The following is a 24,221-nucleotide window of genomic DNA, read 5'->3' as shown; positions in this document are numbered from 1 at the left end:
GGAGGGGTCATGAACGTCGAAGCGACGAGAATCGCCTCATGAGCCCGCTCGACGACGAGGACCTCCGGCGCCTGCGCCCGCTGGCGTTCGCGGTGGCGTACCGCATGCTGGGCTCGGTCGCGGAGGCGGAGGACGTGGCGCAGGAGACGCTCCTGCGCGTGTACGCGACCGAAGGCATCGAGAACCACGACGCGTTCGTCACCACGGTGGCCACGCGGCTCAGCATCGACGTGCTGCGCTCCGCCCGGAGCCGCCGCGAGCAGTACGTCGGCGACTGGCTCCCCGAACCCCTGACGGGGGCGCCGGGGACGGTCGCCGACGCGTCGGCGCACGCGGTGCTGGCCGACGACGTCTCGACGGCGTTCCTCGTGCTGCTCGAGAGCCTGAGCCCGACCGAGCGCGCCGCCTTCCTCCTCCACGACGTCCTCGGCTACTCCTACCCCGAGACGGCCGAGGTGCTCGAACGCACGCCTGCGGCGGTCCGCCAGCTGGTGTCACGGGCGAGACGTCACGTCGCCGACCAGCGCCCGCGTTACGGCGACGACGAGGACCGGCGTACGGAGCTGGTCTCGCGCTTCCTCGCCGCGTGCGAGCGGGGCGAGGTCGACGGGTTCGTCGAGGTGCTCGCCGAGGACGTCGTCTTCACCGGGGACGGCGGGGGCAAGGTGCCGCCGGGGTTCGCCATCACGCGCCCCGTCGCGGGGCGTCTGGCGGTCGCCCGCCTTCTGGCCGGGTTCGTCCGCCGCGGGCTGCCGGTCACGCTGACCCCGCTGACGGTCAACGGCGGGCCGGGTGTGCTCGTCTCGGCCGGTGCCGAAGCCGGTGGGGGAGTCGTCGCCGTGTTCACCCTCGAGGTCGCCGACGGACACGTCACCCAGATCCGCTCCGTCGTCAACCCCGACAAGCTGCGCCACGTCGGCCCACCCGCCGATCTTCTGCGGCTGGCGCGGCTCGCGGCGGATCAGCGGTGAGCCGCCGGTAGCCGCACGGTGACGCCGAGCCCGCCGTCGGGGCGTGGGGTGAGAGTGAGAGCACCGTCGTGCGCCTCAGCGATGCTCTTCACGATGGCGAGCCCGAGCCCCACGCCCGCGTGGTCGGTGCGGACGCGTTCGGTGCCGCGCTGGAACGGCTCCACGAGCGTCGACGTCCGCTCCGGCGTCAGTCTCTCGCCGGTGTTCTCGACCGTGAGCACCACCGTCGTGGGTTCGGCACGGGTCGTGACCCGCACCCACCCCTGCTCGGGCACGTTGTGGACGATCGCGTTGTGCACGAGGTTCGTGGTCATCTGCAGCAGGAGGGCGTGCGAGCCGAGCGTCGGCGCGCGGTCGCCGGAGGTCTCGAGGGTGAGTCCCCGTGCCTCGGCGAACGGCAGGAGCGTCTCGGCGACCTCCTCCGCGACGAGCGAGAGGTCCACCTGCTCGCGGACGAAGGTCCCCTGGTCGGTGCGGCTGAGCAGGAGCAGAGCTTCGGTGAGGTCGATCGCGCGCGCGTTGACGGCGCGGAGGCGTTCGACGAGCTCGCCGTTGTCGTGGTCGGGATCCTTGCGAGCGACGTCGAGGAGGGTCTGCGTGATCGCCAGCGGGGTGCGCAGCTCGTGGGACGCGTTGGCGGCGAACCGCTGCTGCTCGGCGACCTGGGCCTCGAGCCGGGCCAGCATCGCGTCGAAGCTGTCGGCCAGCTCGCGGAACTCGTCCTGGCGGCCCTCCAGCTCGATGCGGTGGGAGAGCGACCCGCTCGCGGCCTTGCGGGTGGCCGCCGTGATGCGGTTCAGCGGGGCGAGCATGCGGCCGGCGAGGAGCCACCCGCCCACGAGCCCGACGACGAGCAGGACCCCCATCGCCTGGGCCGCCCGGGGAGCGAAGGCACGTTGGAGGTCCCCGCGGTTCGGGATGAAGGGCGAGCGCGGGTCGCCCGGCCCGAGCACGATCTGCTGGTCGGGCACGTACCGCAGGAGGAACAGCCAGACGGTGGTGAGCAGCAGCGCACCCGCGACCATCAGGAACCCGGCGTAGCTGAAGGTGAGCTTGAGGCGGACGCTCAGGCCCGGCGGCCTAGCCACGGTCCGCCCCGTCGGCTGCTCCGGCCGGCGCCGTGTCGATGCGGTAGCCGACGCCCTGGACGGTGGCGATCAGCCAGGGCTCACCGAGCCGCTTGCGCAGCGCGGAGACGGTGATCCGTACGGCGTTGGTGAACGGGTCCGCGTTCTCGTCCCACGCGCGCTCCAGGAGCTCCTCGGCGCTCACGACGCCGCCTTCGGCTCCGACGAGTACCTCGAGCACGGCGAACTGCTTGCGGGTGAGCGCGACGTAGCGGCCGTCGCGGTAGACCTCGCGGCGGAACGGGTCCACCCGCAGCCCGGCGAGCTCGCGGACCGGCGGCCGGCTGTGGGCGCGCCTGCGGTAGAGCGCGCGGAGCCGCAGGACCAGCTCCTGCAGGTCGAACGGCTTGGTGAGGTAGTCGTCGGCGCCGAGCCCGAACCCGGACGCCAGGTCGTCGATCCTGTCGGCGGCGGTCAGCATCAGGATCGGCATCCCGCTGCCGGAGCCGACGATGCTCGCGGCGATCTCGTCGCCGGACGGACCGGGGATGTCGCGGTCGAGCACGGCGACGTCGTACGTGTGGATGCTCAGCATCTCGAGCGCGGTGTCGCCGTCGCCGGCGATGTCGGACGCGATCGCCTCCAGGCGCAGGCCATCTCGGATGGCCTCCGCCAGGTAGGGCTCGTCCTCGACGATCAGCACACGCATGCTCGCCCATGCTACGAGCCGTGGTGTATCGCGGGCATATCGAGATCTGCGTACGCCCTGGCAACACGCCGCTGCCTTGACTGGGGCGCATGACCTTCCGCAGACCACCACAGGCCCGGACCCGCAGGCGTCGACCCGCGTTCGTCGCTGCCGTCGTCGTCGGCGCGACGCTGGTCGGCGTCCTCGGCTTCGAGGCGCTGACCCCCGTGCCCGGCCCGACCGCGGGCGTCCTCGACACGCTGACGCGCGACCGCGCCGAGCGCGGAGGGTCGGGGCGGGTCCCGGACGGCGTGACCGTGTTCGACGACGGGTACGCGGCCGTCGCGAGGCTCGACCCCGACCTCCTCGCCGCCCTGCGCGAAGCCGCGACCGACGCCGCGGACGAGGGGATCACGATCGTGGTCAACAGCGGCTGGCGTTCTGCGGCGTACCAGGAACAGCTGCTGGACGAGGCAGTCTCTGAGTACGGGACCACCGCGGAGGCGGCGCGGTGGGTCGCCACGCCGGAGACGTCGCCGCACGTGTCGGGGGACGCGGTCGACGTCGGCCCTTCCGAGGCCGCGTCCTGGCTGGCGGACCACGGGGCGTCGTACGGACTGTGCCAGGTCTACGCGAACGAGCCCTGGCACTACGAGCTTCGCCCGGACGCCGTCGACGAGGGGTGCCCGCGTCGGTACGCCGACCCCACCCACGATCCCCGGATGCAGCCGTGAGGACCACCACAAGCGGGGCAGGGGGAGCCGGTGGCGGGAATGACCCACGACCCCGACCGGTTCGTCACCGTCATGAGAGCTGTTGCGTACGAGAAGTTCGGAGACGCCGACGTCCTCGAGGTCCGTGACCTCCCCGAGCCGCACATCGGCCCGGACACCGTCGTCGTCAAGGTCGTCGCTGCCGGCGTGAACCCGGTCGACTATAAGATCCGCGAGGGCTACCTGCAGGGACTGATCGACGTCGACCTCCCGGCGATCCCGGGCTGGGACGTCGCGGGAGTCGTGGAGAAGGTCGGCCTCGACACGCCGGAGCTCCAGGCCGGCGACGAGGTGTACGCCTACGCACGCAAGGACGTGGTCTCGGGCGGCACTCTCGCCGAGTACGTCGCCGTGCCCGTCCGTACGGCCGCCCTCAAGCCCGCCTCGCTCTCCTTCGAGGAGGCGGCCGCCGTCCCGCTGGCCGGCCTCACGGCGCTGCAGAGCGTGCGCCGCGCGGGAGTCGCCGAGGGATCGACGGTCCTCGTCCACGCGGCCGCGGGCGGCGTCGGCTCGTTCGCGGTCCAGCTGGCCGTGCACGCCGGGGCGCGCGTGGTCGGCACCGCGTCCGAGCGCAACCACGACTACGTACGCTCGCTCGGCGCCGAGCCGGTGGCGTACGGCGAAGGGCTGGTCGAGCGCGCCCGCGCCCTGGCCCCCGAGGGGTTCGACGTGATCCTCGACTACGTGGGCGGGGACGCGATCGACACCGCGGCTGCCCTCCTCAAGGAGGGCGGGCACATCGCCTCGATCACCGACGCCCGGGCCCGGGACGAGCTCGGCGGCAGCTACGTGTGGGTGCGGCCGGACGCCGACGACCTCGCGGACCTGACGCGCCTCATCGAGGCCGGAGCGGTGACGGTCGAGATCGCGGAGGTGTTCGACCTCGAGAAGGCCGCCGAGGCCCACCGCGCCGTGGAGACCGGTCACACGCGAGGCAAGGTCGTGGTGCGGGTCGGCTGACCGTCGTCACGGCGCCCCGGCGCCGCTGCTGCGGCGGCGCAGGGAGCCGAGCGGCAGCAGGTAGCCGACGGCGATGACGAGGTAGCCGACGATGCTGACCACCGGCAGGACGAGGCCGACCGCGATCATGACGACGTACCCGGCCAGTCCGGGAGTGAGTCGTCGCGTCATCGCGCGGACCTCTCCCGCCGGCGCGTCGCTGCGGACGAGTGCGGCTCGCACGGCGTACCGCCAGAGGCTGGAGATCACCAGCGCGGCGGCGAGCAACGTGAGCCCGTAGACCGTCGCGGCCACGCTGCTCGCCCCCTCGTCGCCCACGCTCTCGGCGAGCAGTCCCGTCGGGAAGGGCACGAACGAGACGACGAGGAGGAGGAGCAGGTTGAGGCGCAGGAACCACGCGTCGGCGTGGTCCAGGAACTCGGTCATCGCGGTGTGCGCGATCCAGAGGGCGCCGACCGTCGCGAAGCTCACCACGTAGGCCAGGTACGACGGCCACTGGTCGAGCACCGCCGCCAGGAGGTCGTCGGAGCCGGGCGGCACCGAGATCTCCAGCACCAGCAGCGTGATCGCGATCGCGAACACGCCGTCGCTGAACGCCTCGAGGCGACTCGTGCGAAGGGCGTACCGGTGGCGGACCCCGTCGTCGTGGGCCATGGGACCAGGATCGACCCGCCCCTCGCCCGAGGGCCAGGGGCCGTGCAGACGATTGCCGGCGCCGCGGGACGGGTACGGGCAGAGGGCCAGTCCCGCCGAACGGAGGATCCCGTGCCCGACGCCGCCCCGTACGACCCTGACGTCCTGACCGTCCTCGACCCTGCCGACGGCTCCCTGGTCGGGCGCCTCGCGTGCGCGACGCCGGCCGAGGTCGACGCGGCGGTCGAGCCCGCGGCGAAGACGGCTCCCGACTGGGCCCGAACGTCGCCGACCGATCGGGCGGCCCGAGTGGCCGAGGCCGCTGCGCTGGTCGAGGCCGCCGCCGACGAGCTCGCCCTCCTCACGACCCACGAGATGGGGAAGCCGCTGGCCGACGCCCGCGGCGGAGTCGAGGCGGGTGTCGCGACGCTGAGGCAGTACGCCGAGCTCGGCCCGCTGCACCGCGGTCGCGCGCTGCAGGGCGGGTGGGACGCGACCGACCTGATGATCCCGCAGCCGCGGGGCGTCGTCGCGGCGATCACCCCCTGGAACGATCCCGTCGCCGTGCCCTGCGGGCTCCTCGGAGCCGCGCTCGTGACCGGCAGCACGGTCGTGCTCAAGCCGTCCGAGCGCTCGCCCCACACCGGTCTCGAGCTGGCGCGGGTGATGGCGGAGGCGCTCCCGGCAGGGGTGCTGCAGGTGCTCGTGGGCGACGGTCGGACGGGCGCGGCGCTGACCGGTTCGGCGCAGGTCGACCTCGTGGCCCACGTCGGATCGACTGCGACCGGACGCGCCATCGCGCAGGCGGCCGCCCGGACCGGGGCGAAGGTGGTCCTCGAGAACGGCGGCAACGACCCGATGATCGTCGACGAGGGCGTCGACGTCGCGTGGGCCGCAGAGCAGGCGGCGCTCGGCGCCTTCGCCAACGCGGGACAGATCTGCACGTCCGTCGAGCGCATCTACGTCGTGGAGCCGGTCGCCGACGCCTTTCTCGAGGCGCTGGTACGACGCGCCGACGCGCTCGTCGTGGGTCCCGGGACGGACCCGGCCACGCAGCTGGGTCCCCTCGTCGACGAGCGCCTGCGGGGGACCGTGCACGAGCACGTCGAGGGCGCGGCGGCCGCCGGTGCGACGGTGCTGACCGGGGGCGAGGTGCCGGGCGGCCCGGGGACGTTCTATCCCGCGACCGTGCTCGCCGGGTGCACCGACGACATGGCCGTGATGCGCGAGGAGACCTTCGGGCCCGTGGCGCCCGTGAGGGTGGTGCCCGACTTCGCAGCGGCACTGGACTGTGCCGCGGCCGGCCCCTACGGGCTCGCGGCGGTGGTACTCACGGCCGACATGGAGCACGCCCAGCGCGCTTGGCGCGAGCTCCCGGTCGGGACGGTCAAGGTCAACGCCGCCTTCGGAGGGGCGCCGGGCGGGGCCGCCCAGCCGCGAGGCGCGAGCGGGTCCGGCTTCGGGTACGGACCGGAGCTGCTGGACGAGATGACGACGACCAAGGTCGTCCACGTGGGCGTACCGCACGTGTGAGGGCGTGCGTCTGGTCCCGCCGGGACGGCCACGACGTGGCGTAGGTTGCTGGGATGCGACGTGCGTCCGTCCCGCTCCTCGCGAGCGTCCTCCTCGTGGTGTCGGCCTGCGCGTCCCCGTCGGCGGACGACGGGGCGACGGCGGACCCCGAACCAGCTCCTGCGACGGCGACGCGCTCGGCGACGGCGACGGCGGCTCCGACGGTGACCGCGGCACCGCCGGCGGCCGCGGCCGTCGACGCGTCCGTTCTGGCGCTCCGGGCGACGCGTCCGGCGACCGCCCGTTCCTGTGGTCCGCAGGACGTGGCCCTCTCGCTCACGCCGGTCGAGCCCGCGCTCGGCCACCGCTACGCGCGCGTCGCGCTCCGCAACGTGTCGGGCTCTGCCTGCACGGTCGAGGGCTACCCCGGTGTCGGCGGTCAGGGCCAGAGCGGTGACCCGCTCGTGCTCGCGGCCGAGCAGCGGCAGCGCACGGGGGAGTCCGCGGGAGTCACGCGCATCGCCCTCGGTCCGGCGGCGGAGGCGTTCGTGAACGTCGAGTGGGGCGGGTCGCTCGGGGGAGCCGAGACCGAGCGGATCACCGCCCTCGCCCTCCAGCTCGCGCGTGGGCAGGACCCGGTCGTGGCGCGCACGGAGGAGAGCCTCGACATCGGCAACGGCACGACCGTCCGCGTCGGCCCGTGGGAGGCCGGACCGGCGACGGCGCGCGCGGCCGCCTGCAAGGTCGGGCCGCGCCGTACGCCGTCAGGCATCAAGCGGTTCTGGACCACGGACCGACGGTGCTACACGTCACGCTGGTTCGCCGGCGCCCACCGGCGGATGATCCCCTACGGCTGCACGCGCGCCCCGTGGTACGCGCCGTCGTCGCGGTGCACCGGCGGCAAGGGGTTCCACCACGGGCTCGACCTCGACATGCCGAAGGGGACGAAGGTGTACGCCGGGGTGTCCGGCCGGATCATCACCCGCGGGATCGGCACCGCGTACGGCAGTCGCGCGGTGATCATCCGCTCCCGGGGTCGGGACATCCTCCTGGGCCACCTCCGTTCGCGGGCGGTGCAGCACGGCGACCGCGTCCGCAAGGGCGACCTGGTCGGGCGCAGCGGGGCCCGCGGAGCGCCGGACGGACCGCACCTGCACCTCGAGGTGCGACCCGCCGGCGGTTCGTACCGGTCCGCCGTGAGCCCACGACGGGTCGCGGGCCTGACGGTCGCGCGCTAGGACGCTGCGTGGCGCCCGGCGGCGTCAGCGGGCGAACGGGCCGCTCAGCACCGCCCACTGCAGCAGCATGATCGTCTTGGCGTCCACCACGTCGTGGCCGATCCGCGCGACGGCGTCGTCGATGCCGAGCTCCACGACCTCGATGTCCTCGCCCTCGTCGGCGATGCCGGCGGTCGTCCCGGCCCAGCGGTCGCCGGAGTACGGGGCGGCGAAGAAGTGGAGCTTCTCCGTGACCGACCCCGGGCTCATGTAGACGTCGAACACGTGGGTCACCTCGCCGACCTCGACGCCTGTCTCCTCCGCGGCCTCGCGGCGGATCGCGGTCTTGGGGTCGTCCTCGTCGAGCAGTCCCGCGGCAGCCTCGAGCAGCATGCCGTCGGGGTGCCCGTTGACGTAGACGGGGTAGCGGAACTGCCGGGTCAGGAGGACGGTGCGCCGCTCGAGGTCGTAGAGGAGGATCGTCGCGCCGTTCCCCCGGTCGTAGGTCTCGCGGCGCTCGGTCGTCACCGTGCCGTCCGGACGACGGCGGTCGTACGTGGTGGCCCGCAGGACGAACCAGTCGCTCGCGAGGAGCTCCACCTCGCGCACCGTCACGTCGGGATTGCCGTCGAGGTCGAGCCCGGTCAGGTGCAGGCCCGTCCGTCCGCGGCGGTCCGGCGTGTCCACTCCAGCGGTCATCCTCGTCTCCTCGTTCGCGGCCGCCTGCGACGCGTCCCGGATGCGTCGATGCTGGCCTCATGCAGCGTGACACGGCCGAGGGCGACGACCGCAGCCGCCCCGGCGACTTCGTCGAGGACTTCGCGGGGACCGGACTGGACCCGGAGGTCTGGATCGCCAGCTACCTGCCGGCGTGGAGCTCGCGCGCGGCGGCCGCGGCGACGTACGCGGTGGCTGACGGCGCCCTCACGCTGTCCATCCCGCCGGAGCACCCGCTGTGGTGCCCCGACCTGCACGAAGGTCCGCTCCGGGTGTCGGCGGTGCAGTCGGGGAGCTGGTCCGGGCCGGTGGGGAGCACGCGGGGACAGCAGCCGTTCCGCGACGGGCTCGTCGTGCGGGAGGCGCAGCCGAGGCTGGACGGCTTCACCCCGAGGTACGGCCGGGTCGAGGTGACCTGCCGGGCGGAGATCGGCCCTCGGTCGATGTTCTCGGCGTGGATGGTGGGGCTCGAGGACGAGCCGGAGCGGTGCGGCGAGATCTGCCTGGTCGAGGTGTTCGGCGACGCGGTGACCGCCGGGCCGGACGGGCGTCCGGTGGTCGCGTACGGCGCCGGGATCCACGCGTTCCGGGACCCGGCGCTCGTGGAGGAGTTCCGCACGGAGCCGGTCGCGCTCGACGTCGCGGAGCGGCACACGTACGGGGTCGACTGGCGGCCGGGGGCGGTCGCCTTCCTGCTCGACGGAGCCGTGGTGCGGACGGTGGCGCAGGCGCCCGACTACCCGATGCAGCTGATCCTCGGCGTGTTCGACTTCCCTGAGCGGGCGAGCGTGGAGGAGCGCGAGGGCAGGGTCCTGCCGCCCACCCCACGTCTGGTCGTCGAGCGGGTCGTCGGGCGCGTGGACGAGGATGGGCGGTGATGGACACCGCGAACCCGCTCGAGCAGCTGACCCTGGACGACCTGCGCACCCGGACGAGCGCGAAGTGGCGGTCCTACCCGCCGGACGTGCTGCCGTCGTTCGTCGCCGAGATGGACGTGCCTCTCGCCGACCCGGTCGCGCGGGCGCTGCACGACCTGGTCCGCCGCGGTGACACGGGCTACCCCAGCGGGACCGGCTACGCCGAGGCGCTCGCGGGCTTCGCGTCCGAGCGGTGGGGCTGGGACGGGGTGCCGGTCGGCCGGTCGTCGATGGTCGCGGACGTGATGACGGGGTTGACCGAGGTCGTCCGGCTGGTGACCGAGCCGGGGTCGCCGGTGGTGGTGAGCCCGCCGGTGTACCCGCCGTTCTACGGCTTCATGGCCGCGGCGGACCGGGAGGTCGTCGAGGCGCCGCTGGGCGAGGACGGGCGGCTGGACCTCGACGTGCTCGGCGCCGCGTTCGAGCGGGCGGTGGCCACGGGACGGCCCGCCGCGTACCTGCTGTGCAACCCTCAGAACCCGAGCGGCGTCGCGCACACCGCGGCCGAGCTCGAGGGCGTCGCCCGGCTCGCTCGCGCGTTCGGCGTCAGGGTGGTCGCGGACGAGATCCACGCTCCGGTCGTGCTCGACGGTGCGCGCTTCACCCCGTACCTGTCCGTCGAGGGCGCCGACGACGGATTCGCGGTGATGTCGGCGTCGAAGGCGTGGAACCTCGCAGGGATGAAGGCCGCGATCGTGCTCGCGGGGGAGACCGCGGAGAAGGACCTGGCTCGCATCCCGGAGGTGGTCGAGCACGGGGCGAGCCACCTCGGCGTCGTCGGCCACACCGCCGCGCTGCGCGAGGGCGGGGCGTGGCTGGACGCGGTGCTGGCCGGGCTGGCGGCCAACCGGCAGCACCTCGCGTCCGCGCTGGCCGAGCGGCTGCCGTGGATCGCGTTCCGGCCGCCCGAGGCGACGTACCTGGCGTGGCTGGACTGTCGCGGACTGGGACTCGGGGACGACCCGGCGGAGGTGTTCCTGCAGCGCGGGCGGGTGGCGCTGGGGTCGGGGCTGCCGTTCGGGACCGGGGGAGCGGGGCGTGTCCGGGTGACCACGGCGACGTCGAGGGCGATCCTGTCGGAGATCGTGGAGCGGATGGCGGCTGCGGTCGCGTCGGTGCGGTAGCGGACGCGCCCCAGGGTGGCGCGTCATCGGCGACGGGAGACGAGGGTCGCCGCAGGACCGGTGAGGTAGGCGTTGCGGGCGGCGACGCGCACCCGGACCCGTCTCGCGGCGGAGGAGACGGGCAAGGTTCTCGTCCCTCCTGCGGCGGTCGTACGCTTCCATGCTCCCCACGCGCGACCGGGCCTGCGCGTCCGGAAGACGATGTCGTGGGTGAACGCCGCGACCTCCTGACGCCAGGTCACGCGCACGCGGGTCCGGGACCACGCCGCGCGCAGTCCGGTGACTGCCCGCGGTCTCTGCCCCGAAGCGCGGACCCGTATCGGTTTCGACCAGGCGCCCTGCATGGTGCCTCGGCGGGGCTGGACCTGGATCTCGTACAGGCCGCCCGCGGCGAGCCCCGTGATCACCCGCGTGCTTCCCGGCTTGAACCCGGTCGTCACCGCAGGGGAACCGGGCTTGCTGAGGAGCCGGTAGCGGACGCGCGCGGACCAGGCGTCGATCCGGGTCGTGTCCCAACGGAGGGTGATCGACCGGTTGCCGCCGAGGCCGGTCGGGGCGAACGTCGCCGGCCACGCCACGGTCGCCTTGATCGACGGGCGGGTGGTGAGCGTGCCGTTGGCGACGAGCGCGTCGGCGAAGGCCTGCGCCAGGTGCGTCTGGCCCGAGGGCGTCGGGTGGATCCCGTCCCACGTGAAGGTCGCCGGGGTCCATCCGAGCGCGGTGCTCGCGACGGTGATCGACGACGTGACCGTGTCGAGCTCGGACGCGAGGGTGCTGATCCGGTTGTTCAGGTCGAGCGTCTCAGCGGCCTTCACCAGCTCACCCGTGTCCGGGACGCGTTGGGTGGTGACCTGGCCGAGGACGATGTCGACGTCGGGGTCGACGGTTCGTGCGGTCTCGATGGTGCGGCGGAGGTTGTCTGCGGTCGCCTCGGCGGTGCGGACCCTCAGGTCGTTGAACCCGATCATCAGCACGATCACGTCCGGGGCGTAGGTGGCGACCTCGTCGGCGACGCGCGGCAGGGAGGAGGTCGTCGTGGCCCCGGCCACAGCCGCGTGGTCGAGGTCGAACCGCGGGTCGAGATAGTGCAGCGTCCCGTACGCCAGGTCGCGACGCGGGCCGACGAGGTCGACGTCGGCACCGACGGACTGCAGACCGCGCCACAGCCAGTAGCGGTAGGTGAAGTCGCCCGAGCGGCCCTGGGTGATCGAGTCACCCGCCAGCATGATCCGGGTCGGCTCGGTCGTCGCGACCGCCGCGTGCCCGGCCACCGGCAGGCAGGCAGCGGCCAGGAGCTGGGTCAGGAGAACAGAGGTCGCCACCTGTGCAGCACGTACCCACAACCGCCTCACACCGACCCCCTCGACGTGACCGGCACGCAAGGGAGCCGGCCGCAGCGCTTCTCGCTGGTTCCGTGCCAGCGTGCGCTGCTGATCGAGCTCCGGTCATCGACATTCGACGAGGTTGGCTCGCCGCGAGCGGTCGATGGCCGGAGTTCAGACGGCGAGCGACAGGGCGAGGAACGCGACGGCGAGGAGGGGCGCGGTCCCCTGAGCGACACCGGCACGGAGCCGAGCGGGCGACCGGACGACCAGGACCACGGCGGCGGCCAGCATCGACCCGCAGCCGGCGAAGACGAGTGCGCGCCCCGCGTCCGTCTGGTCCACGCCGAGCAGCACGAGGCCGACGGTCGTCGTCACGGCGAGGAAGAGGTTGTAGAAGCCCTGGTTGTACGCCATCTCCCGGGTGGCCGCAGCGTCCTCGGCGCTCATCCGGAACGTACGTCGGGTGCTGGGGTGCTCCCATCGCACGGACTCCATGACGAAGATCCAGACGTGGAGGGCGGCGGCCAGAGCGGCGAAGACGACGGCGAGGACGGTCATGCCTTGCATGATCCGCCTTCGCCGCGGCTCAGGCCGGGATCGTCGCCGTGTCGATGACGAACCGGTAGCGCACGTCGGAGGCCACCACGCGGTCGTACGCCTTGTCGACGTCGTCGGCCGTGATGGTCTCGATCTCGGCACCGATGCCGTGCTCGGCGCAGAAGTCGAGCATCTCCTGCGTCTCGCGGATGCCGCCGATGTTGGAGCCGGCGAGGCGGCGGCGGCCCCCGATCAGGGAGAACGCGTGGAAGGACTGCTTGTTCTCGGGAGCGCCGACGAAGACCATCGTGCCGTCGAGCGTGAGCGTGCGGAGGTACGCGTCGACGGGGAGGTCGGCCGACACGGTGTTGATGATGAGGTCGAAGGAGCCACGGAGCCGCTTGAGCGTGTCGCGGTCGCCGGTCTCGTAGTGGTCGGCACCGAACCGGAGGCCGTCGTCCTTCTTGGACAGCGTGTGGCTCAGGACGGTCACCTCGGCACCGAGCGCGTGCGCGATCTTGACCGCGAGGTGGCCGAGCCCGCCCATGCCGACGACCGCGACCTTCGTGCCGGGGCCGGCGCCCCAGTGCCGCAGCGGGGAGTAGGTCGTGATGCCGGCGCACAGCAGCGGCGCGGCGACGTCCAGCGCGATGCCCTCGGGGATCCGCAGGACGTAGTTCTCGTCCACGACGACCTGCGTCGAGTAGCCGCCGTAGGTGGGGGAGTCGTCGGCGTAGCGGCCGTTGTACGTCGGCACGTTGCCGCGCAGGCAGAACTGCTCCTCGCCGGCGAGGCAGTTCTCGCACTCGCGGCAGGAGTCCACGAAGCAGCCGACCCCGACCCGGTCGCCGACGGCGTGCCGCGTGACCCCGCTGCCGACCGCGCTCACGACGCCGGCGATCTCGTGACCCGGGACCATCGGGAAGATCGACGAGCCCCACTCCTCACGGGCCTGGTGGATGTCGGAGTGGCAGATGCCGGCGTAGGCGATGTCGATGAGGACGTCGTGCTCGCCGACCTCGCGCCGCTCGACCGTCGCGCGCTCGAAGGCGGCTCCGGCGGACGCGGTGACCAGGGCAGGGACGGTGATGCTCATCGACACTCCTCGAGGGGATGCGGGTGGGACCCGGCGAGTCTCTCAGATCGCCCGTCGCCGTCGAGCGGCGTCCCCTGCGGGTGTCGCAGCGGCATCTCCGGGGTACCCGACGGCTGTGAATCCGATCCTCTCCGTCGCGGCCGTCCCGACCAGCGCGGCGGGCGGTGCGCTCCTCGCCGGCGCCGCCTTCGGTGTCGCCGCCCTCCGCCGGTTCGCCGCGAAGCCGTTGCACCCTCGAGGGGCGGTCGTGGAGGCGACCCTCTCCCGGACCGGTGTGCCGGAGGGTGGCCGCGCCAGCGGGGTCGCGTGGATCGACGAGCCGGGCCACGACCGGGTCATCATCCGGATGTCACGCGCCGTCGGGCTGCCCGAGTCCTGGCCGGACGTGCACGGCCTCGCGCTGCGGGTGCCGGTGGGAGGGGACGACTACGGCGACCTGCTGCTGGCGACGACGGGGTGGGCCGGACTCGGGCGGTTCGTCCTGACGGCGGCTCGCCGCCCGACGACGCGGCCCATGACCACGCTGCTGCCGTACCGGAGTCCAGCCGGCCCCCTGCTCGTGGGCGCCCGGGCCGCGGACGGCGGGACCCGGCTCCGGCTGTCGTGGTCGAGGCTGCGGGGCCCGTGGCAGCAGTTCGCCGTCGTCGACCTCGCGGCGACCGCCGGTCCGGACGCGCCCCTGCGGTTCGACCCGGTGCGTCGGACGGTGCCGGGTCTGGAGAACTACGGGTGGGTGGAGCGCCTGCGGGAGCCCGCGTACGCGACCGCTCGCCTGTCCCGATCCGCAGGGGACCGTCCGCGGGAGCCGAGCACCTCAGTCTGAGGGCCTGCGACCCACCTCGGCGGACGCGAGCCACGCGGGCAGGTCGTCAGGTCGTGCCGGCGGAGGGTCGGCGATCCGCGTGGCGATCCCGTCCGGGTGCAGCGTGGTCGGCCACGGGTCGGCGAGCGCGGAGACGATCGCGTCCCGGTCCAGGCCGGCCCGTGCCATGGCCGCGATCTCGCGCGGGTTCACGCCGAGGGGGAGGTCGCCGTTGCCGAGGTCGGTGCCGTACAGCACGCGGCCGCCGGCGGCGTGGAAGCGGCGCAGGTTGTCGAGGGCGAGTTCCTGCGTCGCGGGGTCGTCCCCGTGGATGTCGAGCGTCGTGATCCATCGCTGGCCCTGCCTGGCTGCGTCGCGGACGAGGTCCTCGTCGAGCTGCTCGGTCCACGGCGTGTGCGCGAGCACATCGATCCCGGCCGCCGTCGCGAGGGCCGTCGTCCCGGGGCCCTCGACGTGCGCGACGACGGGGAGGCCGTGGTCGCGGGCCGCGTCGACGAGCGCGGTGAGCGTCGCGCGGTCGGGGACCGGACCGGCGTCGGCGTTGAGCGTCACCTTGGCGGTCGTGGCGCCGACCGCAGCCTGCTCCGCGACGGCCTCGGCGGCGTCGGCGGGGGAGCGGACCTCGCGCACCGCACCGGCAGGGCACCACGAACGATCGCCCGGGTAGCCGCCCGGGGCGGCGAGGAAGGCTCCGGCGAAGCGGACGTACGGAGCACCCTGGTCGTGTGCGGCAGCCGCCTCCCGCGCCAACGCGGCCACCGTCGTCGCGTCGCCGCCGAGGTCGACGACGCCCGCGAGCCCGCTGCCGCGGAGCCGGTCGGCGTCGACGAGCTGCAGGTGGACGTGGTGGTCGACGAACGGCGGGAGCCACGTCGCCATGCTCAGCTGCCGATCTCGGTCCGGACGGCGAACAGCTCGGGGAAGAACGTGAGCTCGAGTGCGCGCTGGAGGAACGGGACGCCGCTCGAGCCGCCCGTCCCACGCTTGCTGCCGATGATGCGGGACACGGTCTTGAGGTGGCGGAACCGCCAGAGCTGGAAGTTGTCCTCGAGGTCGACGAGCTCCTCGCAGGTCTCGTACGCCGACCAGTTCTCCTCGGCGGCCGAGTAGATCCCGGTGAAGACCGGCACCAGGGCGGGGTGGAACGTCCACGCCTTCGTCACGTCGCGGTCGAGCACGTCCGCCGGGATCCCGTACCCGGCACGAGCGAGGTAGCGGAGGAACTCGTCGTACAGGCTCGGCGCCTCCAAGACCTCCCGCAGCATCTCCCGGTGCGCGGGCTCGGCGTCGAACACCGTGAGCATCGCGGCGTTCTTGTTGCCGAGGACGAACTCGACGGCGCGGTACTGGTACGACTGGAACCCGCTCGCGTTGCCGAGGACCCCGCGGAACTGCGCGTACTCGGTGGGTGTCAGCGTCGCGAGCACCGACCACTGCTCCGCGAGCGTCCGCTGCACGTGCTTGACGCGGGCGATGCGCTTGAGAGCCGGGCCCAGCTCGTCCGCGCGGAGGAGGGCGCAGGCGCTCTCCAGCTCGTGCAGCACGAGCTTGAGCCAGAGCTCCGTGGTCTGGTGCTGGACGATGAAGAGCAGCTCGTCGTGGTGCTCGGGTCGGCTGATCGGCCGCTGCGCCGAGAGCAGCGTGTCGAGGTCGAGGTAGCCGCCGTAGCTCATGCGGTCCGAGAAGTCGGTGACGACGCCCTGTTCGACCGTGCGGGTGTTCGCGTGCACGCCGTGCGGCGGCGTCTCTTCGGGACTCACCCCGTCACCGTATGCGATGTGACCGAGGACACGGACAGGCGAACCCCGGTCTGCGTTAGGTTAGGCAAGCCAAACCTAAGTGAAGAGCCCTTCATGCCGCCCGGACCGACGTCGTACCCGACCGCCACGAGGAGCCCGCATGACCCCGTCGCCCCTGCTGACGAACGGCACCACCGCACACTACGCCGACACCCTCCACGAGGTCGTCGACCGCCTGGCCGAGCGTGTCGGCTCCCGCACGACACCCTTCTCCGGGAGACCTCGCGACGTGCTCGAGCGGCTCGTGGACGCCGTCGACCTCGACGCCGAGCCGGTGGGGGACGCCGCCGCGCTGCGTGAGATCGACACGATGTTCGTCGACAACGCGGTCTGGTTCCACCATCCGTCCTACGCCGCACACCTCAACTGTCCCGTCGCGATCCCGGCGGTCGCCGCGGAGGCGGTCCTCGCCGCGGTGAACACCTCGGTCGACACCTACGACCAGTCGACGATCGGCACCTTCATGGAGCGCCGCCTGGTCGCGTGGACGGCGGGGCGTATCGGCTTCGCACACGGGGACGGCATCTTCACCTCCGGAGGGACCCAGTCCAACCTGCACGCCCTGTTCCTCGCACGCGAGCACGCGCTCGCCGTCCACGGCACCGGCGTCCCGACGGGCGCGGAGCGGTCGGCCCTCCAGCAGCGGATGCTCGTCGTGGCGACCGAGAGCAGCCACTTCAGCGTGCAGAAGTCCGCGCTCCTGCTCGGTCTGGGACAGGACGCCGTCGTCGCGGTCCCCACCGACGCCGACGGGCGTATGGACGCCGCCGCACTGCGCACGACGCTGGACGTCGTCGAGCGCACAGACCGGATCCCGATGGCCGTCGTCGCGACGGCCGGCACGACCGACCGCGGGTGCGTCGACCCGCTCGTCGCGGTGGCCGACGCCTGCGACCGCCACGGGGCGTGGCTGCACGTCGACGCCGCGTACGGGTGCGGCCTGCTGGTCTCCCCGACTCGACGGCACCTCCTCGACGGGATCGAGCGCGCACGCTCGGTGACCGTCGACTTCCACAAGAGCTTCTTCCAGCCCGTCTCCTCGAGCGCGCTGGTCGTCCGCGACCCCGCCGACCTCGAGCGGTCGGGCTGGCACGCCGACTACCTCAACCCTGACGGCGCCGACGAGCCCAACCAGGTCGACCACTCCCTCCAGACGACGCGCCGGTTCGACGCGCTGAAGCTGTGGGCGACGCTCCGCGCACTCGGGGCGGACGGCATCGGGGCGCTGTTCGACCGCGTGCTCGACCTCGCCGTCGACGTGCACCGCGTCGTCGAGGACGACCCCGACCTGCGCCTGCTCGCGCGGACGGATCTCAGCACGGTGCTGTTCCGCTACCAGCCGCACGGCGTCTCCGACGCCGAGACGGACCGGCTCGTACCGATGATCCGCGCCGCGATGCTCGCCTCGGGGCGCGCGATGGTCGCCAAGACCGTCGTCGACGGACGGCCCTGCCTCAAGCTCACGCTGCTCAACCCGGACGCGACGGTGCAGGACGTCAGGGGCGTGCTCGCCGTGGTGAAGGAGGAGGGGGAGCGAGGGCTCGGGACGCTGCGCCGGCCCGCACCGCGGGTGGAGCCCTCGCTCGACGCCTGGAGGCTGCGCGAGGGCGTGGAGGTGGCGCGATGACGTACGACCTGCTCGGCATCGGGATCGGCCCGTTCAACCTCGGGCTCGCCTGCCTCGCCGATCCGCTCGACGAGGTGGCGGCCGTGTTCCTCGACGAGTCCCCGGAGTTCCGCTGGCACCCCGGCATGATGATCGAGGGGTCGACGATCCAGGTCCCGTTCCTCGCCGACCTGGTGACGATGGCCGACCCGACGTCGCGGCACTCGTTCCTGAGCTTCCTCAAGGAGTCCGGGCGGCTCTACCCGTTCTACATCCGGGAGAGCTTCTACCCGCTGCGCGCCGAGTACGACGCGTACTGCCGGTGGGCGGCCGACCGGCTCGACACCCTGCGGTGGGGCCGACGCGTCGAGGCCGTGGAGCACGATCCTCGCGACGACACGTACGTCGTCCGGGCGCGTCTCGCCGACGGGAGCGTCGAGACCTACCGCACCCGTCACGTCGTCCTCGGCACCGGCACCCGCCCCACGGTGCCGGCAGCGGCGCACGGCCTGGACGGTCCGTGGCTGCACAGCGCCGACTACCTCCGCCACCGCGACGCGCTGCGCGGCTCCCGCGCGGTCACGATCGTCGGGAGCGGGCAGTCCGCCGCCGAGATCTACCGCGACCTGCTCGAGGACGCGCACCCCGACACGTACCGGCTCGACTGGGTCACGCGCTCGCCGCGGTTCTTCCCGATGGAGTACACGAAGCTCACCCTCGAGATGACGTCGCCGGAGTACACCGACCACTTCCACGCGCTGCCGCTGGAGCTGCGTCAGCTGCTCGGCCGCGAGCAGCGGGGTCTCTACAAGGGCATCAGCGGCGACCTCGTGGACGACATCTACGACACGCTCTACCGCAGGAGCGTCGACGGGCCGGTCCCGACCAGCCTGCTCACGGACACGGCGCTGGTCGACGCGAGGTGGACCGGCGAGGAGTATGTCCTGCGCCTGCGCCACGACCAGCTCGGCGAGGAGTACGAGCGCCGCACGGAGCGGCTGGTCCTCGCCACCGGGTACGCCGCGTCGGTGCCCGAGTGCGTCGAGCCGATCCGGCACCTGCTCGCGTTCGACGAGCTCGGCCGGTTCGCCGTCGGCCGCGACTACGCCGTCGACGGCGACCGGCGCCGTGTCTTCGTCCAGAACGGCGAGGAGCACACGCACGGCCTCACCGCGCCCGACCTCGGGTTCGGGGCGTGGCGCTCCTCCACGATCCTGGCGGCGGTCACCGGCCGGGAGGTCTATCCGATCGAGCGTCGCATCGCCTTCCAGGAGTTCGGCGTGCCTGCCGGTGCCGAGCGCGTACGACGTCGGACCCGCGAGCAGGTGAGCGTCCGATGACGGCGCGGACGGCGCCGCCCTTCGTGACGCCGAGCGCCGTGGGCGAGATCGCGTTCGACCGGGTGGTCCCCGAACGCGACGCCGCGCGGGTGCAGCGCTGGCTCGCCGACCCGCACGCCGCGTTCTGGCAGATGGGCGGTCTCGACGTCGCCCAGGTGGAGGCCTACCTCGAGGGCGTCGACGGTGACCCGTACCAGGACGCGTGGCTCGGGTCGGTCGACGGAACGCCGACCTTCTTCGCCGAGACGTACGACCCGGCGCACGTGCTGCTCACCGAGGTCTACGGCGCGCAGCCGGGTGATCTCGGGATGCACGTGCTCGTCGCCGCACCGGGTGAGCGACGCCGGCACGGCCTCACCGACGCGGTCATGACGGCCGTGATGCGTCTCTGCTTCGACGCTCTCGGCGCCGAGCGCGTCGTGGTCGAGCCGGACGTCCGCAACGACGCGATCGCCCGCAAGAACGCCGACGCCGGGTTCTCGGTCCTGCGGGACGTCCCGCTCGGCGACAAGGTCGCACGGCTGTCGGTGTGCACGCGCGTCGACTTCGCCCGCAGCCGACTCGGAGGAGGAGCCCGATGACGCTCGACGCCGCCCACCTGCGCCCCTGCACCATGGCGCGGGCGCAGCGCCACCTCGTCGCCAAGGCGCTCGCGGAGTTCGCCCACGAGCGGCTCCTCGCACCGGTCGACGTCGGCGACGGCTGGTTCCAGGTCGTCCTCGGCGACGAGGCCGTCTACCGCTTCCGCGCCCTCCGTCTGCGCCTCGAGCACTGGGTGCTCGACGAGTCGTCCCTGAGCCGGACGGTCGACGGGGAGCCGTGCGACCTCGACGCGTCGGAGCTGGTCCTCGAGCTCCAGCCGCTGCTCGAGATCCCGGACCACCTCCTCGCGACGTACCTGGAGGAGATCGCCGCCACGCTCGCGGCGGCGGCGTACAAGGTCGACCAGGGCGGGCCGACCGCGCACGAGCTGCTCTCCGCGGACCTCCCGACGGTCGAGGCCGCGATGACCGAGGGGCACCCCGGGTTCGTCGCGAACAACGGACGCCTCGGGTTCGGGCTCGACGCGTACCGCCGGTACGCGCCCGAGGTCGGTCGCCCCTTCTCGCTGCAGTGGGTCGCCGCCCGTCGCGACCTCACCCACCTCGCGCTCGGCGCCGGGCTGGACGAGGCCGCCCTGTACGAGGGTGAGCTCGACGCGTCGGAGCGGGACCGCTTCGGAGGCGTCCTCGACGACGTCGGGCTCGACCCCGCGGCGTACCGGCTCCTGCCCGTGCACCCGTGGCAGTGGGACACCCGGCTGGCCGTGACCTTCGCTCCCGACGTGGCGCGGCGCGACCTGGTCCCGCTCGGGCGGGGCGCGGACGCGTACCAGGCGCAGCAGTCGATCCGGACGATGCTCAACCTCTCGCGGCCGGACCGCCACTACGTCAAGACGGCGCTGGCGATCCAGAACATGGGCTTCCTCCGCGGACTCTCCCCGGCCTACATGCGGCACACCCCGGCCATCAACGACTGGGTCGCGGCTCTCGTCGCCGCCGACCCCACGCTCGGTGCGTGCGGCTTCGAGGTGCTGCGCGAGCGGGCGTCGATCGGCTACACGGGAGACGTCTACCACCGCGCACCGGCGCCCTCGGCGCAGCGCAAGATGGTCGCGGCGCTGTGGCGGGAGAGCCCGGTGACCCGGATCGGCACGGACGAGCGCCTCGCGACGATGGCGTCCCTGCTGCACCGAGACCACGACGGAGCCGCGTACGCGTCGGCGCTGATCCGGGCGTCCGGTGTCGGGGCCGAGGCGTGGGTCGCGCAGTACCTCCACGCCTACCTGCGCCCGGTCGTCCACTGCCTCCTCGTGCACGACCTCGCGTTCATGCCGCATGGTGAGAACGTGATCCTCGTCCTCGCCGACCACGTGCCGCGACGCGTGCTCATGAAGGACGTGGGGGAGGAGGTGGCGGTCCTCCGCGAGCGTGACCTCCCCGACGAGGTCGCCCGGATCCGGCAGCCGGTCGACGCCGCCGAGCAGGCGCTCGCGGTGTTCACCGACGTCTTCGACGGCGTGCTGCGTCATCTCGCCGGCATCCTGCACGTCGACGGCGTCCTCGACGAGGACCGGTTCTGGGCGCTCGTGGCGGCGTGCGTCGACCAGCACGCGGCCGAGCATCCGGGGCTGTCGTCGCGCGTGGACCTGCGCGTCGACCGCTTCGCCCACTCGTGCCTCAACCGGCTCCAGCTGCGCAACACGCTCCACATGGTCGACCTCGCGAGCCAGTCGGGGTCGCTGATCTACGCCGGCACGCTCGCGAACCCGATCGCGCGCAGCGCCGTGGCGGTGCCGGCATGACGGCCCAGCTGTTTCGCGACGCCTACGGCGTGCCCCATGTGCGTGCGGGCTCCCTCGTGGAGCTGGCCGAGGCGCAAGGCAGGGTGACCGCGCACGACCGGGGAGGGCAGATCCAGGTCGAGCACTGGCGGACCGAAGGGCGGCTGGCCGAGCGCGTCGGGGAGCCCGGCGTCGCGTGGGACCGCTTTGCCCGCGGTGCGCGCCTCGCCGACACCGCGCGACGCGCGTACGACGCCCTGGAGGAGGACGACCGGGAGCTCGTCGCGGCGTACGTGGCGGGGGTGAACGCGGTGCTTCCGGAGGCCGACTGGCCGGACTGGGCGCCGCTGGGCATCCTGCACGTCGCCCATGCGCTCTTCTCCGACCTGCCGGCGCTGCTCTGGCGCGAGCACGTGCACCGTTCGCTCGGACCCGCCTACGGCGACGCCGTCGTCGACCTGTTCCGGGCCGACGCCGGTGGCTCCGGCAGCAACGCGTGGGCGGTGCACGGCTCACGGACCGGTACGGGTCTGCCGATCCTCGCCGGGGACCCGCACCGCGTGATCGAGATCCCCGGCGTCTACCAGCAGGTCCGCCTGGCCTGTCCTGGCGTCGACGTCGTGGGGCTCGCGTTCCCCGGCGTGCCCGGCGTCGCGCACTTCGGGCACGCGGGCTCCGTCGCCTGGGGCATCACCAACGCGATGGCGCACCACGTCGACGTGTTCCGCGAGCGGCTGCGCGGGACCGAGGGCGGCGGGGTGGAGGCGTACGGCGCGTCCGGCTGGGAGCCGGCGTCCTGCGGGACGGAGGACCTGCGGGTACGCGACTCCGGCGCGGTCGCCGTGCCGTGGGTCGAGACCGCGCGCGGCGTCGTCGTCTCGGGTCTCGTCGCCCTGCCCGCACCCGGGACCGAGACGACGGCGTACTCGGCGCGCTTCCCGGCGCGCGCGGCCACGGACCTCGGCGCCGCCGCGATCCGCCCGTTGCTGCAGGCCCGCAGCGCCGAGGACGTGGCGGAGGCCTTCGGCCGGTGGGTCGACCCTGTCAACCGCCTGCTCGTGGCCGATCGCGGCGGCACGGTCCTCAGGCTCACCGTCGGGCGCGTCCCGGACACCGGGGCTGCTGCCCGCCGCCTTCCCCGCGACGCGTGGAGTGCCGACGCCGCGGACGTCGGGTGGCGCACGCTGCCCGACGCCCAGCCGGTGGACGCGTTCGCCGTCGACGCGAACGAGAGGCCGGACGAGCCGACCCGGGCGTTCGGCTACGCCTACGCGCCACCGCACCGGGCGACGCGGATCCGGGCGAGACTCGCCGACCTCGTCCGGGGTGAGCGGACGCTCGCCGTCGCCGACCTGCACGACGTCCATGCGGACACGCTCTCGCTCGGCGCCGAGCAGCTGCTCGCGCGCCACCTCCCCGACGCGACGAACACCGGCCTCTCGCCTGCCGCGCGCGCGATCGTGCGACGGCTGCACGCCTGGGACCGGTGCATGGACGCCGACAGCGTCGAGGCAGCCGCGTACGCGGCGTGGCGAAGCGCCCTCGTCACCCGGGTCGCCGCGATCCCGGCCCTCGCGCCCTTGCACGAGCCTCACGGGATGGATGCCGTGTTCGCGCCGTGGTTCGACGTCCGCGCGAGGGTCGGGGACGGGCTTCTCGCCCTGCTCGGCGAGCAGGGGGCCGCGGTCGGCGTCGCCATCGACGCCCCGGTCCTCGCCCGCGCCGCGCTGGAGGACGTCGCGCAGAGTCCCGCTGCCCGCACGTGGGGCGACACCCACCGGCTCGACCCCGTCCGGGTCCTGGCCGGGGTCCCCGGTGCGGCCTTCGCCCCGCTCGAGCCGGCTGCGCTCTCCGGCGACACCGACACCGTCCGAGCCGCCGCCAGCACCCCGGGAGTGAGCGACGTCTGCTGGCGCGGCTCCGTCGCCCGCTGGATCTGGGACCTGTCCGACCGCGACGCGAGCCGGTGGGGTGTCCCGTTCGGCGCGGCGGGCGATCCGGACGACGTGCACGCCACCGACCAGCTCGCCACGTGGCTCGCCGCCGGGACCGCGCCCGTCGTCACCGCGTGGGACACCCTCGAGCAGGAGGACCTGCCGTGACCGCCGTCTCCGACCGCCTGATCACCGGCGCACCAGGGGAGACCGTCCACCGCGACGCCGTCGACGGCTTCGGGGCCGTCACCGTCCGCGTGCTCGACCCGGAGGGCGACCTCGCCACGATCCATCGGTGGGTGACGGCGCCGCGGGCCCGCTTCTGGGGGCTGGAGGCCCTGACGGCCGACGAGCTGCGCGACCTGTACGCGTACGTCGACGGGCTCGCCACGCACCACGCGTTCCTGGTGTGCCGCGACGAGGTGCCCTTCGCGCTGCTGCAGACGTACGTCCCCGAGCACGATCCGGTGGGGGAGTGCTACCACCCCGCGCCGGGCGACGTGGGCCTCCACTTCTTCCTCGGTGAGCAGGTGGGGACGCGCGAGCAGCAGTGGGCGGTCCTGGTGCGCACGATCGTGGCCTTCGTGCTCGGTCCGCCGAGCGCTCAGAGGATCGTCGTGGAGCCCGACGTGGGCAACGCCCGCGCTCTCGCGATCCTCGACATGCTGGGCTTCGCGCTGGGCCCCGAGATCGTGCTCCCGGACAAGACCGCGCGGCTGGCCTTTCTCGGCCGCGAGCGCGCCGACCTGCTCCTGGCGCGAGCCACCGGCGAGCTCGGCGGCGCGCCGGTGCGCCAAGAGGGACTCACCGGCGATCCGCACGGCTAGGATCTCGTCCGCGGCACGGTGGCGGCGCACGG

23 protein-coding genes are annotated in these 24,221 nt (G+C 73.4%); 14 read left to right on the top strand and 9 right to left on the bottom strand.

The window, feature by feature from the left end; genetic code table 11:
* The first annotated feature begins 38 nt into the window (after positions 1-38).
* Positions 39-971: an RNA polymerase sigma factor SigJ gene (gene sigJ, locus ACQSSQ_RS10975; protein ID WP_431327118.1), complete on the top strand. Its 933-nt coding sequence runs from the start codon at positions 39-41 to the stop codon at positions 969-971.
* On the opposite strand, the gene ACQSSQ_RS10970 is transcribed toward sigJ, so the two are convergent.
* Positions 962-2,059, bottom strand: coding sequence for a sensor histidine kinase (locus ACQSSQ_RS10970; RefSeq protein ID WP_431327117.1), 1,098 nt, complete (start codon positions 2,057-2,059; stop codon positions 962-964). The genes sigJ and ACQSSQ_RS10970 overlap by 10 nt on opposite strands.
* Positions 2,052-2,747 (bottom strand): response regulator transcription factor, encoded by a 696-nt coding sequence (locus ACQSSQ_RS10965; RefSeq protein WP_431327116.1) that lies wholly within the window; start codon positions 2,745-2,747, stop codon positions 2,052-2,054. Before ACQSSQ_RS10965 ends, ACQSSQ_RS10970 begins: the two co-directional genes overlap by 8 nt.
* An 89-nt stretch (positions 2,748-2,836) precedes the next feature.
* Between ACQSSQ_RS10965 and ACQSSQ_RS10960 the strand changes: the two genes are divergently transcribed.
* Both ACQSSQ_RS10960 and ACQSSQ_RS10955 read left to right on the top strand, forming a co-directional pair.
* Positions 2,837-3,460 carry a M15 family metallopeptidase gene (locus tag ACQSSQ_RS10960; RefSeq protein WP_431327115.1) on the top strand — a complete coding sequence of 208 codons (624 nt, stop codon included), beginning with the start codon at positions 2,837-2,839 and terminating at the stop codon, positions 3,458-3,460.
* A 39-nt stretch (positions 3,461-3,499) separates the two neighbouring features.
* The gene (locus ACQSSQ_RS10955; protein ID WP_431327985.1) at positions 3,500-4,459 is read left to right on the top strand and encodes an NADP-dependent oxidoreductase; all 960 of its coding nucleotides are present in this window, start codon (positions 3,500-3,502) and stop codon (positions 4,457-4,459) included.
* Between the two features lie 6 nt (positions 4,460-4,465).
* Here ACQSSQ_RS10955 and ACQSSQ_RS10950 read toward each other — a convergent pair whose 3' ends face one another.
* Positions 4,466-5,113 (bottom strand): TMEM175 family protein, encoded by a 648-nt coding sequence (locus tag ACQSSQ_RS10950; protein WP_431327114.1) that lies wholly within the window; start codon positions 5,111-5,113, stop codon positions 4,466-4,468.
* Positions 5,114-5,224: 111 nt separating this feature from the next.
* Here ACQSSQ_RS10950 and ACQSSQ_RS10945 point away from each other — a divergent pair, with 111 nt between their 5' ends.
* Entirely contained in the window at positions 5,225-6,625 is a 1,401-nt protein-coding gene (locus tag ACQSSQ_RS10945) for an aldehyde dehydrogenase family protein (protein WP_431327113.1), read from the top strand.
* A gap of 53 nt (positions 6,626-6,678) precedes the next feature.
* Entirely contained in the window at positions 6,679-7,842 is a 1,164-nt protein-coding gene (locus tag ACQSSQ_RS10940; RefSeq protein WP_431327112.1) for a peptidoglycan DD-metalloendopeptidase family protein, read from the top strand.
* 24 nt (positions 7,843-7,866) lie between these two features.
* Here ACQSSQ_RS10940 and ACQSSQ_RS10935 read toward each other — a convergent pair whose 3' ends face one another.
* On the bottom strand, positions 7,867-8,520 hold the full coding sequence (locus tag ACQSSQ_RS10935; protein WP_431327111.1) for an NUDIX domain-containing protein: 654 nt from the start codon (positions 8,518-8,520) through the stop codon (positions 7,867-7,869).
* A 59-nt stretch (positions 8,521-8,579) separates the two neighbouring features.
* On the opposite strand from ACQSSQ_RS10935, the gene ACQSSQ_RS10930 reads away from it, so the two are divergent.
* Both ACQSSQ_RS10930 and ACQSSQ_RS10925 read left to right on the top strand, forming a co-directional pair.
* Positions 8,580-9,416, top strand: coding sequence for a glycoside hydrolase family 16 protein (locus ACQSSQ_RS10930; RefSeq protein ID WP_431327110.1), 837 nt, complete (start codon positions 8,580-8,582; stop codon positions 9,414-9,416).
* Positions 9,416-10,579, top strand: a complete 1,164-nt coding sequence (locus ACQSSQ_RS10925) for a MalY/PatB family protein (RefSeq protein WP_431327109.1) — start codon at positions 9,416-9,418, stop codon at positions 10,577-10,579. Before ACQSSQ_RS10930 ends, ACQSSQ_RS10925 begins: the two co-directional genes overlap by 1 nt.
* A gap of 23 nt (positions 10,580-10,602) precedes the next feature.
* On the opposite strand, the gene ACQSSQ_RS10920 is transcribed toward ACQSSQ_RS10925, so the two are convergent.
* The 3 genes from ACQSSQ_RS10920 to ACQSSQ_RS10910 all read right to left on the bottom strand — a co-directional run bounded on the left by ACQSSQ_RS10920 (position 10,603) and on the right by ACQSSQ_RS10910 (position 13,537).
* Positions 10,603-11,901 (bottom strand): GDSL-type esterase/lipase family protein, encoded by a 1,299-nt coding sequence (locus ACQSSQ_RS10920; protein ID WP_431327108.1) that lies wholly within the window; start codon positions 11,899-11,901, stop codon positions 10,603-10,605.
* Between the two features lie 174 nt (positions 11,902-12,075).
* Positions 12,076-12,462, bottom strand: a complete 387-nt coding sequence (locus tag ACQSSQ_RS10915; RefSeq protein ID WP_431327107.1) for a DUF1304 domain-containing protein — start codon at positions 12,460-12,462, stop codon at positions 12,076-12,078.
* Between the two features lie 28 nt (positions 12,463-12,490).
* Positions 12,491-13,537: an NAD(P)-dependent alcohol dehydrogenase gene (locus ACQSSQ_RS10910; RefSeq protein ID WP_431327106.1), complete on the bottom strand. Its 1,047-nt coding sequence runs from the start codon at positions 13,535-13,537 to the stop codon at positions 12,491-12,493.
* A 115-nt stretch (positions 13,538-13,652) separates the two neighbouring features.
* Here ACQSSQ_RS10910 and ACQSSQ_RS10905 point away from each other — a divergent pair, with 115 nt between their 5' ends.
* The gene (locus ACQSSQ_RS10905) at positions 13,653-14,360 is read left to right on the top strand and encodes a hypothetical protein (RefSeq protein WP_431327105.1); all 708 of its coding nucleotides are present in this window, start codon (positions 13,653-13,655) and stop codon (positions 14,358-14,360) included.
* Here ACQSSQ_RS10905 and ACQSSQ_RS10900 read toward each other — a convergent pair.
* Both ACQSSQ_RS10900 and kynA read right to left on the bottom strand, forming a co-directional pair.
* Complete coding sequence (locus ACQSSQ_RS10900; protein WP_431327104.1) at positions 14,352-15,239, bottom strand: amidohydrolase family protein; 888 nt, start codon at positions 15,237-15,239, stop codon at positions 14,352-14,354. The genes ACQSSQ_RS10905 and ACQSSQ_RS10900 overlap by 9 nt on opposite strands.
* A gap of 2 nt (positions 15,240-15,241) precedes the next feature.
* Positions 15,242-16,120: a tryptophan 2,3-dioxygenase gene (gene kynA / locus ACQSSQ_RS10895; protein ID WP_431327103.1), complete on the bottom strand. Its 879-nt coding sequence runs from the start codon at positions 16,118-16,120 to the stop codon at positions 15,242-15,244.
* Positions 16,121-16,259: 139 nt separating this feature from the next.
* On the opposite strand from kynA, the gene ACQSSQ_RS10890 reads away from it, so the two are divergent.
* From ACQSSQ_RS10890 to ACQSSQ_RS10865, 6 genes are read left to right on the top strand one after another with little or no spacing between them, the layout of a single operon-like run.
* Positions 16,260-17,786 (top strand): pyridoxal phosphate-dependent decarboxylase family protein, encoded by a 1,527-nt coding sequence (locus ACQSSQ_RS10890; protein WP_431327102.1) that lies wholly within the window; start codon positions 16,260-16,262, stop codon positions 17,784-17,786.
* The gene (locus tag ACQSSQ_RS10885; protein WP_431327101.1) at positions 17,783-19,105 is read left to right on the top strand and encodes a lysine N(6)-hydroxylase/L-ornithine N(5)-oxygenase family protein; all 1,323 of its coding nucleotides are present in this window, start codon (positions 17,783-17,785) and stop codon (positions 19,103-19,105) included. The genes ACQSSQ_RS10890 and ACQSSQ_RS10885 overlap by 4 nt, the downstream gene beginning before the upstream one ends.
* Entirely contained in the window at positions 19,102-19,686 is a 585-nt protein-coding gene (locus ACQSSQ_RS10880) for a GNAT family N-acetyltransferase (protein WP_431327100.1), read from the top strand. The genes ACQSSQ_RS10885 and ACQSSQ_RS10880 overlap by 4 nt, the downstream gene beginning before the upstream one ends.
* Entirely contained in the window at positions 19,683-21,449 is a 1,767-nt protein-coding gene (locus ACQSSQ_RS10875) for an IucA/IucC family protein (RefSeq protein WP_431327099.1), read from the top strand. The genes ACQSSQ_RS10880 and ACQSSQ_RS10875 overlap by 4 nt, the downstream gene beginning before the upstream one ends.
* Complete coding sequence (locus ACQSSQ_RS10870) at positions 21,446-23,530, top strand: penicillin acylase family protein (protein ID WP_431327098.1); 2,085 nt, start codon at positions 21,446-21,448, stop codon at positions 23,528-23,530. The genes ACQSSQ_RS10875 and ACQSSQ_RS10870 overlap by 4 nt, the downstream gene beginning before the upstream one ends.
* Positions 23,527-24,189: a GNAT family N-acetyltransferase gene (locus tag ACQSSQ_RS10865; RefSeq protein WP_431327097.1), complete on the top strand. Its 663-nt coding sequence runs from the start codon at positions 23,527-23,529 to the stop codon at positions 24,187-24,189. The genes ACQSSQ_RS10870 and ACQSSQ_RS10865 overlap by 4 nt, the downstream gene beginning before the upstream one ends.
* The last annotated feature ends 32 nt before the right edge of the window (positions 24,190-24,221 follow it).

The organism is Mumia spirodelae, assembly GCF_050632745.1.
GTDB lineage: Bacteria > Actinomycetota > Actinomycetes > Propionibacteriales > Nocardioidaceae > Mumia.
Note: the sequence above shows the minus strand (reverse complement) of the source record. Positions and strands in the feature narration are given on the sequence as shown.

Bases quoted from the DNA above. Each gene is read 5' to 3' on its own strand.
- sigJ (WP_431327118.1), top strand. From the start codon at position 39: ATGAGCCCGCTCGACGACGAGGACCTCCGGCGCCTGCGCCCGCTGGCG.
- ACQSSQ_RS10965 (WP_431327116.1), bottom strand. From the start codon at position 2,747: ATGCGTGTGCTGATCGTCGAGGACGAGCCCTACCTGGCGGAGGCCATC.
- ACQSSQ_RS10960 (WP_431327115.1), top strand. From the start codon at position 2,837: ATGACCTTCCGCAGACCACCACAGGCCCGGACCCGCAGGCGTCGACCC.
- ACQSSQ_RS10955 (WP_431327985.1), top strand. From the start codon at position 3,500: ATGACCCACGACCCCGACCGGTTCGTCACCGTCATGAGAGCTGTTGCG.
- ACQSSQ_RS10950 (WP_431327114.1), bottom strand. From the start codon at position 5,113: ATGGCCCACGACGACGGGGTCCGCCACCGGTACGCCCTTCGCACGAGT.
- ACQSSQ_RS10940 (WP_431327112.1), top strand. From the start codon at position 6,679: ATGCGACGTGCGTCCGTCCCGCTCCTCGCGAGCGTCCTCCTCGTGGTG.
- ACQSSQ_RS10935 (WP_431327111.1), bottom strand. From the start codon at position 8,520: ATGACCGCTGGAGTGGACACGCCGGACCGCCGCGGACGGACGGGCCTG.
- ACQSSQ_RS10930 (WP_431327110.1), top strand. From the start codon at position 8,580: ATGCAGCGTGACACGGCCGAGGGCGACGACCGCAGCCGCCCCGGCGAC.
- ACQSSQ_RS10925 (WP_431327109.1), top strand. From the start codon at position 9,416: ATGGACACCGCGAACCCGCTCGAGCAGCTGACCCTGGACGACCTGCGC.
- ACQSSQ_RS10915 (WP_431327107.1), bottom strand. From the start codon at position 12,462: ATGACCGTCCTCGCCGTCGTCTTCGCCGCTCTGGCCGCCGCCCTCCAC.
- ACQSSQ_RS10910 (WP_431327106.1), bottom strand. From the start codon at position 13,537: ATGAGCATCACCGTCCCTGCCCTGGTCACCGCGTCCGCCGGAGCCGCC.
- ACQSSQ_RS10900 (WP_431327104.1), bottom strand. From the start codon at position 15,239: ATGGCGACGTGGCTCCCGCCGTTCGTCGACCACCACGTCCACCTGCAG.
- ACQSSQ_RS10890 (WP_431327102.1), top strand. From the start codon at position 16,260: ATGACCCCGTCGCCCCTGCTGACGAACGGCACCACCGCACACTACGCC.
- ACQSSQ_RS10885 (WP_431327101.1), top strand. From the start codon at position 17,783: ATGACGTACGACCTGCTCGGCATCGGGATCGGCCCGTTCAACCTCGGG.
- ACQSSQ_RS10880 (WP_431327100.1), top strand. From the start codon at position 19,102: ATGACGGCGCGGACGGCGCCGCCCTTCGTGACGCCGAGCGCCGTGGGC.
- ACQSSQ_RS10875 (WP_431327099.1), top strand. From the start codon at position 19,683: ATGACGCTCGACGCCGCCCACCTGCGCCCCTGCACCATGGCGCGGGCG.
- ACQSSQ_RS10870 (WP_431327098.1), top strand. From the start codon at position 21,446: ATGACGGCCCAGCTGTTTCGCGACGCCTACGGCGTGCCCCATGTGCGT.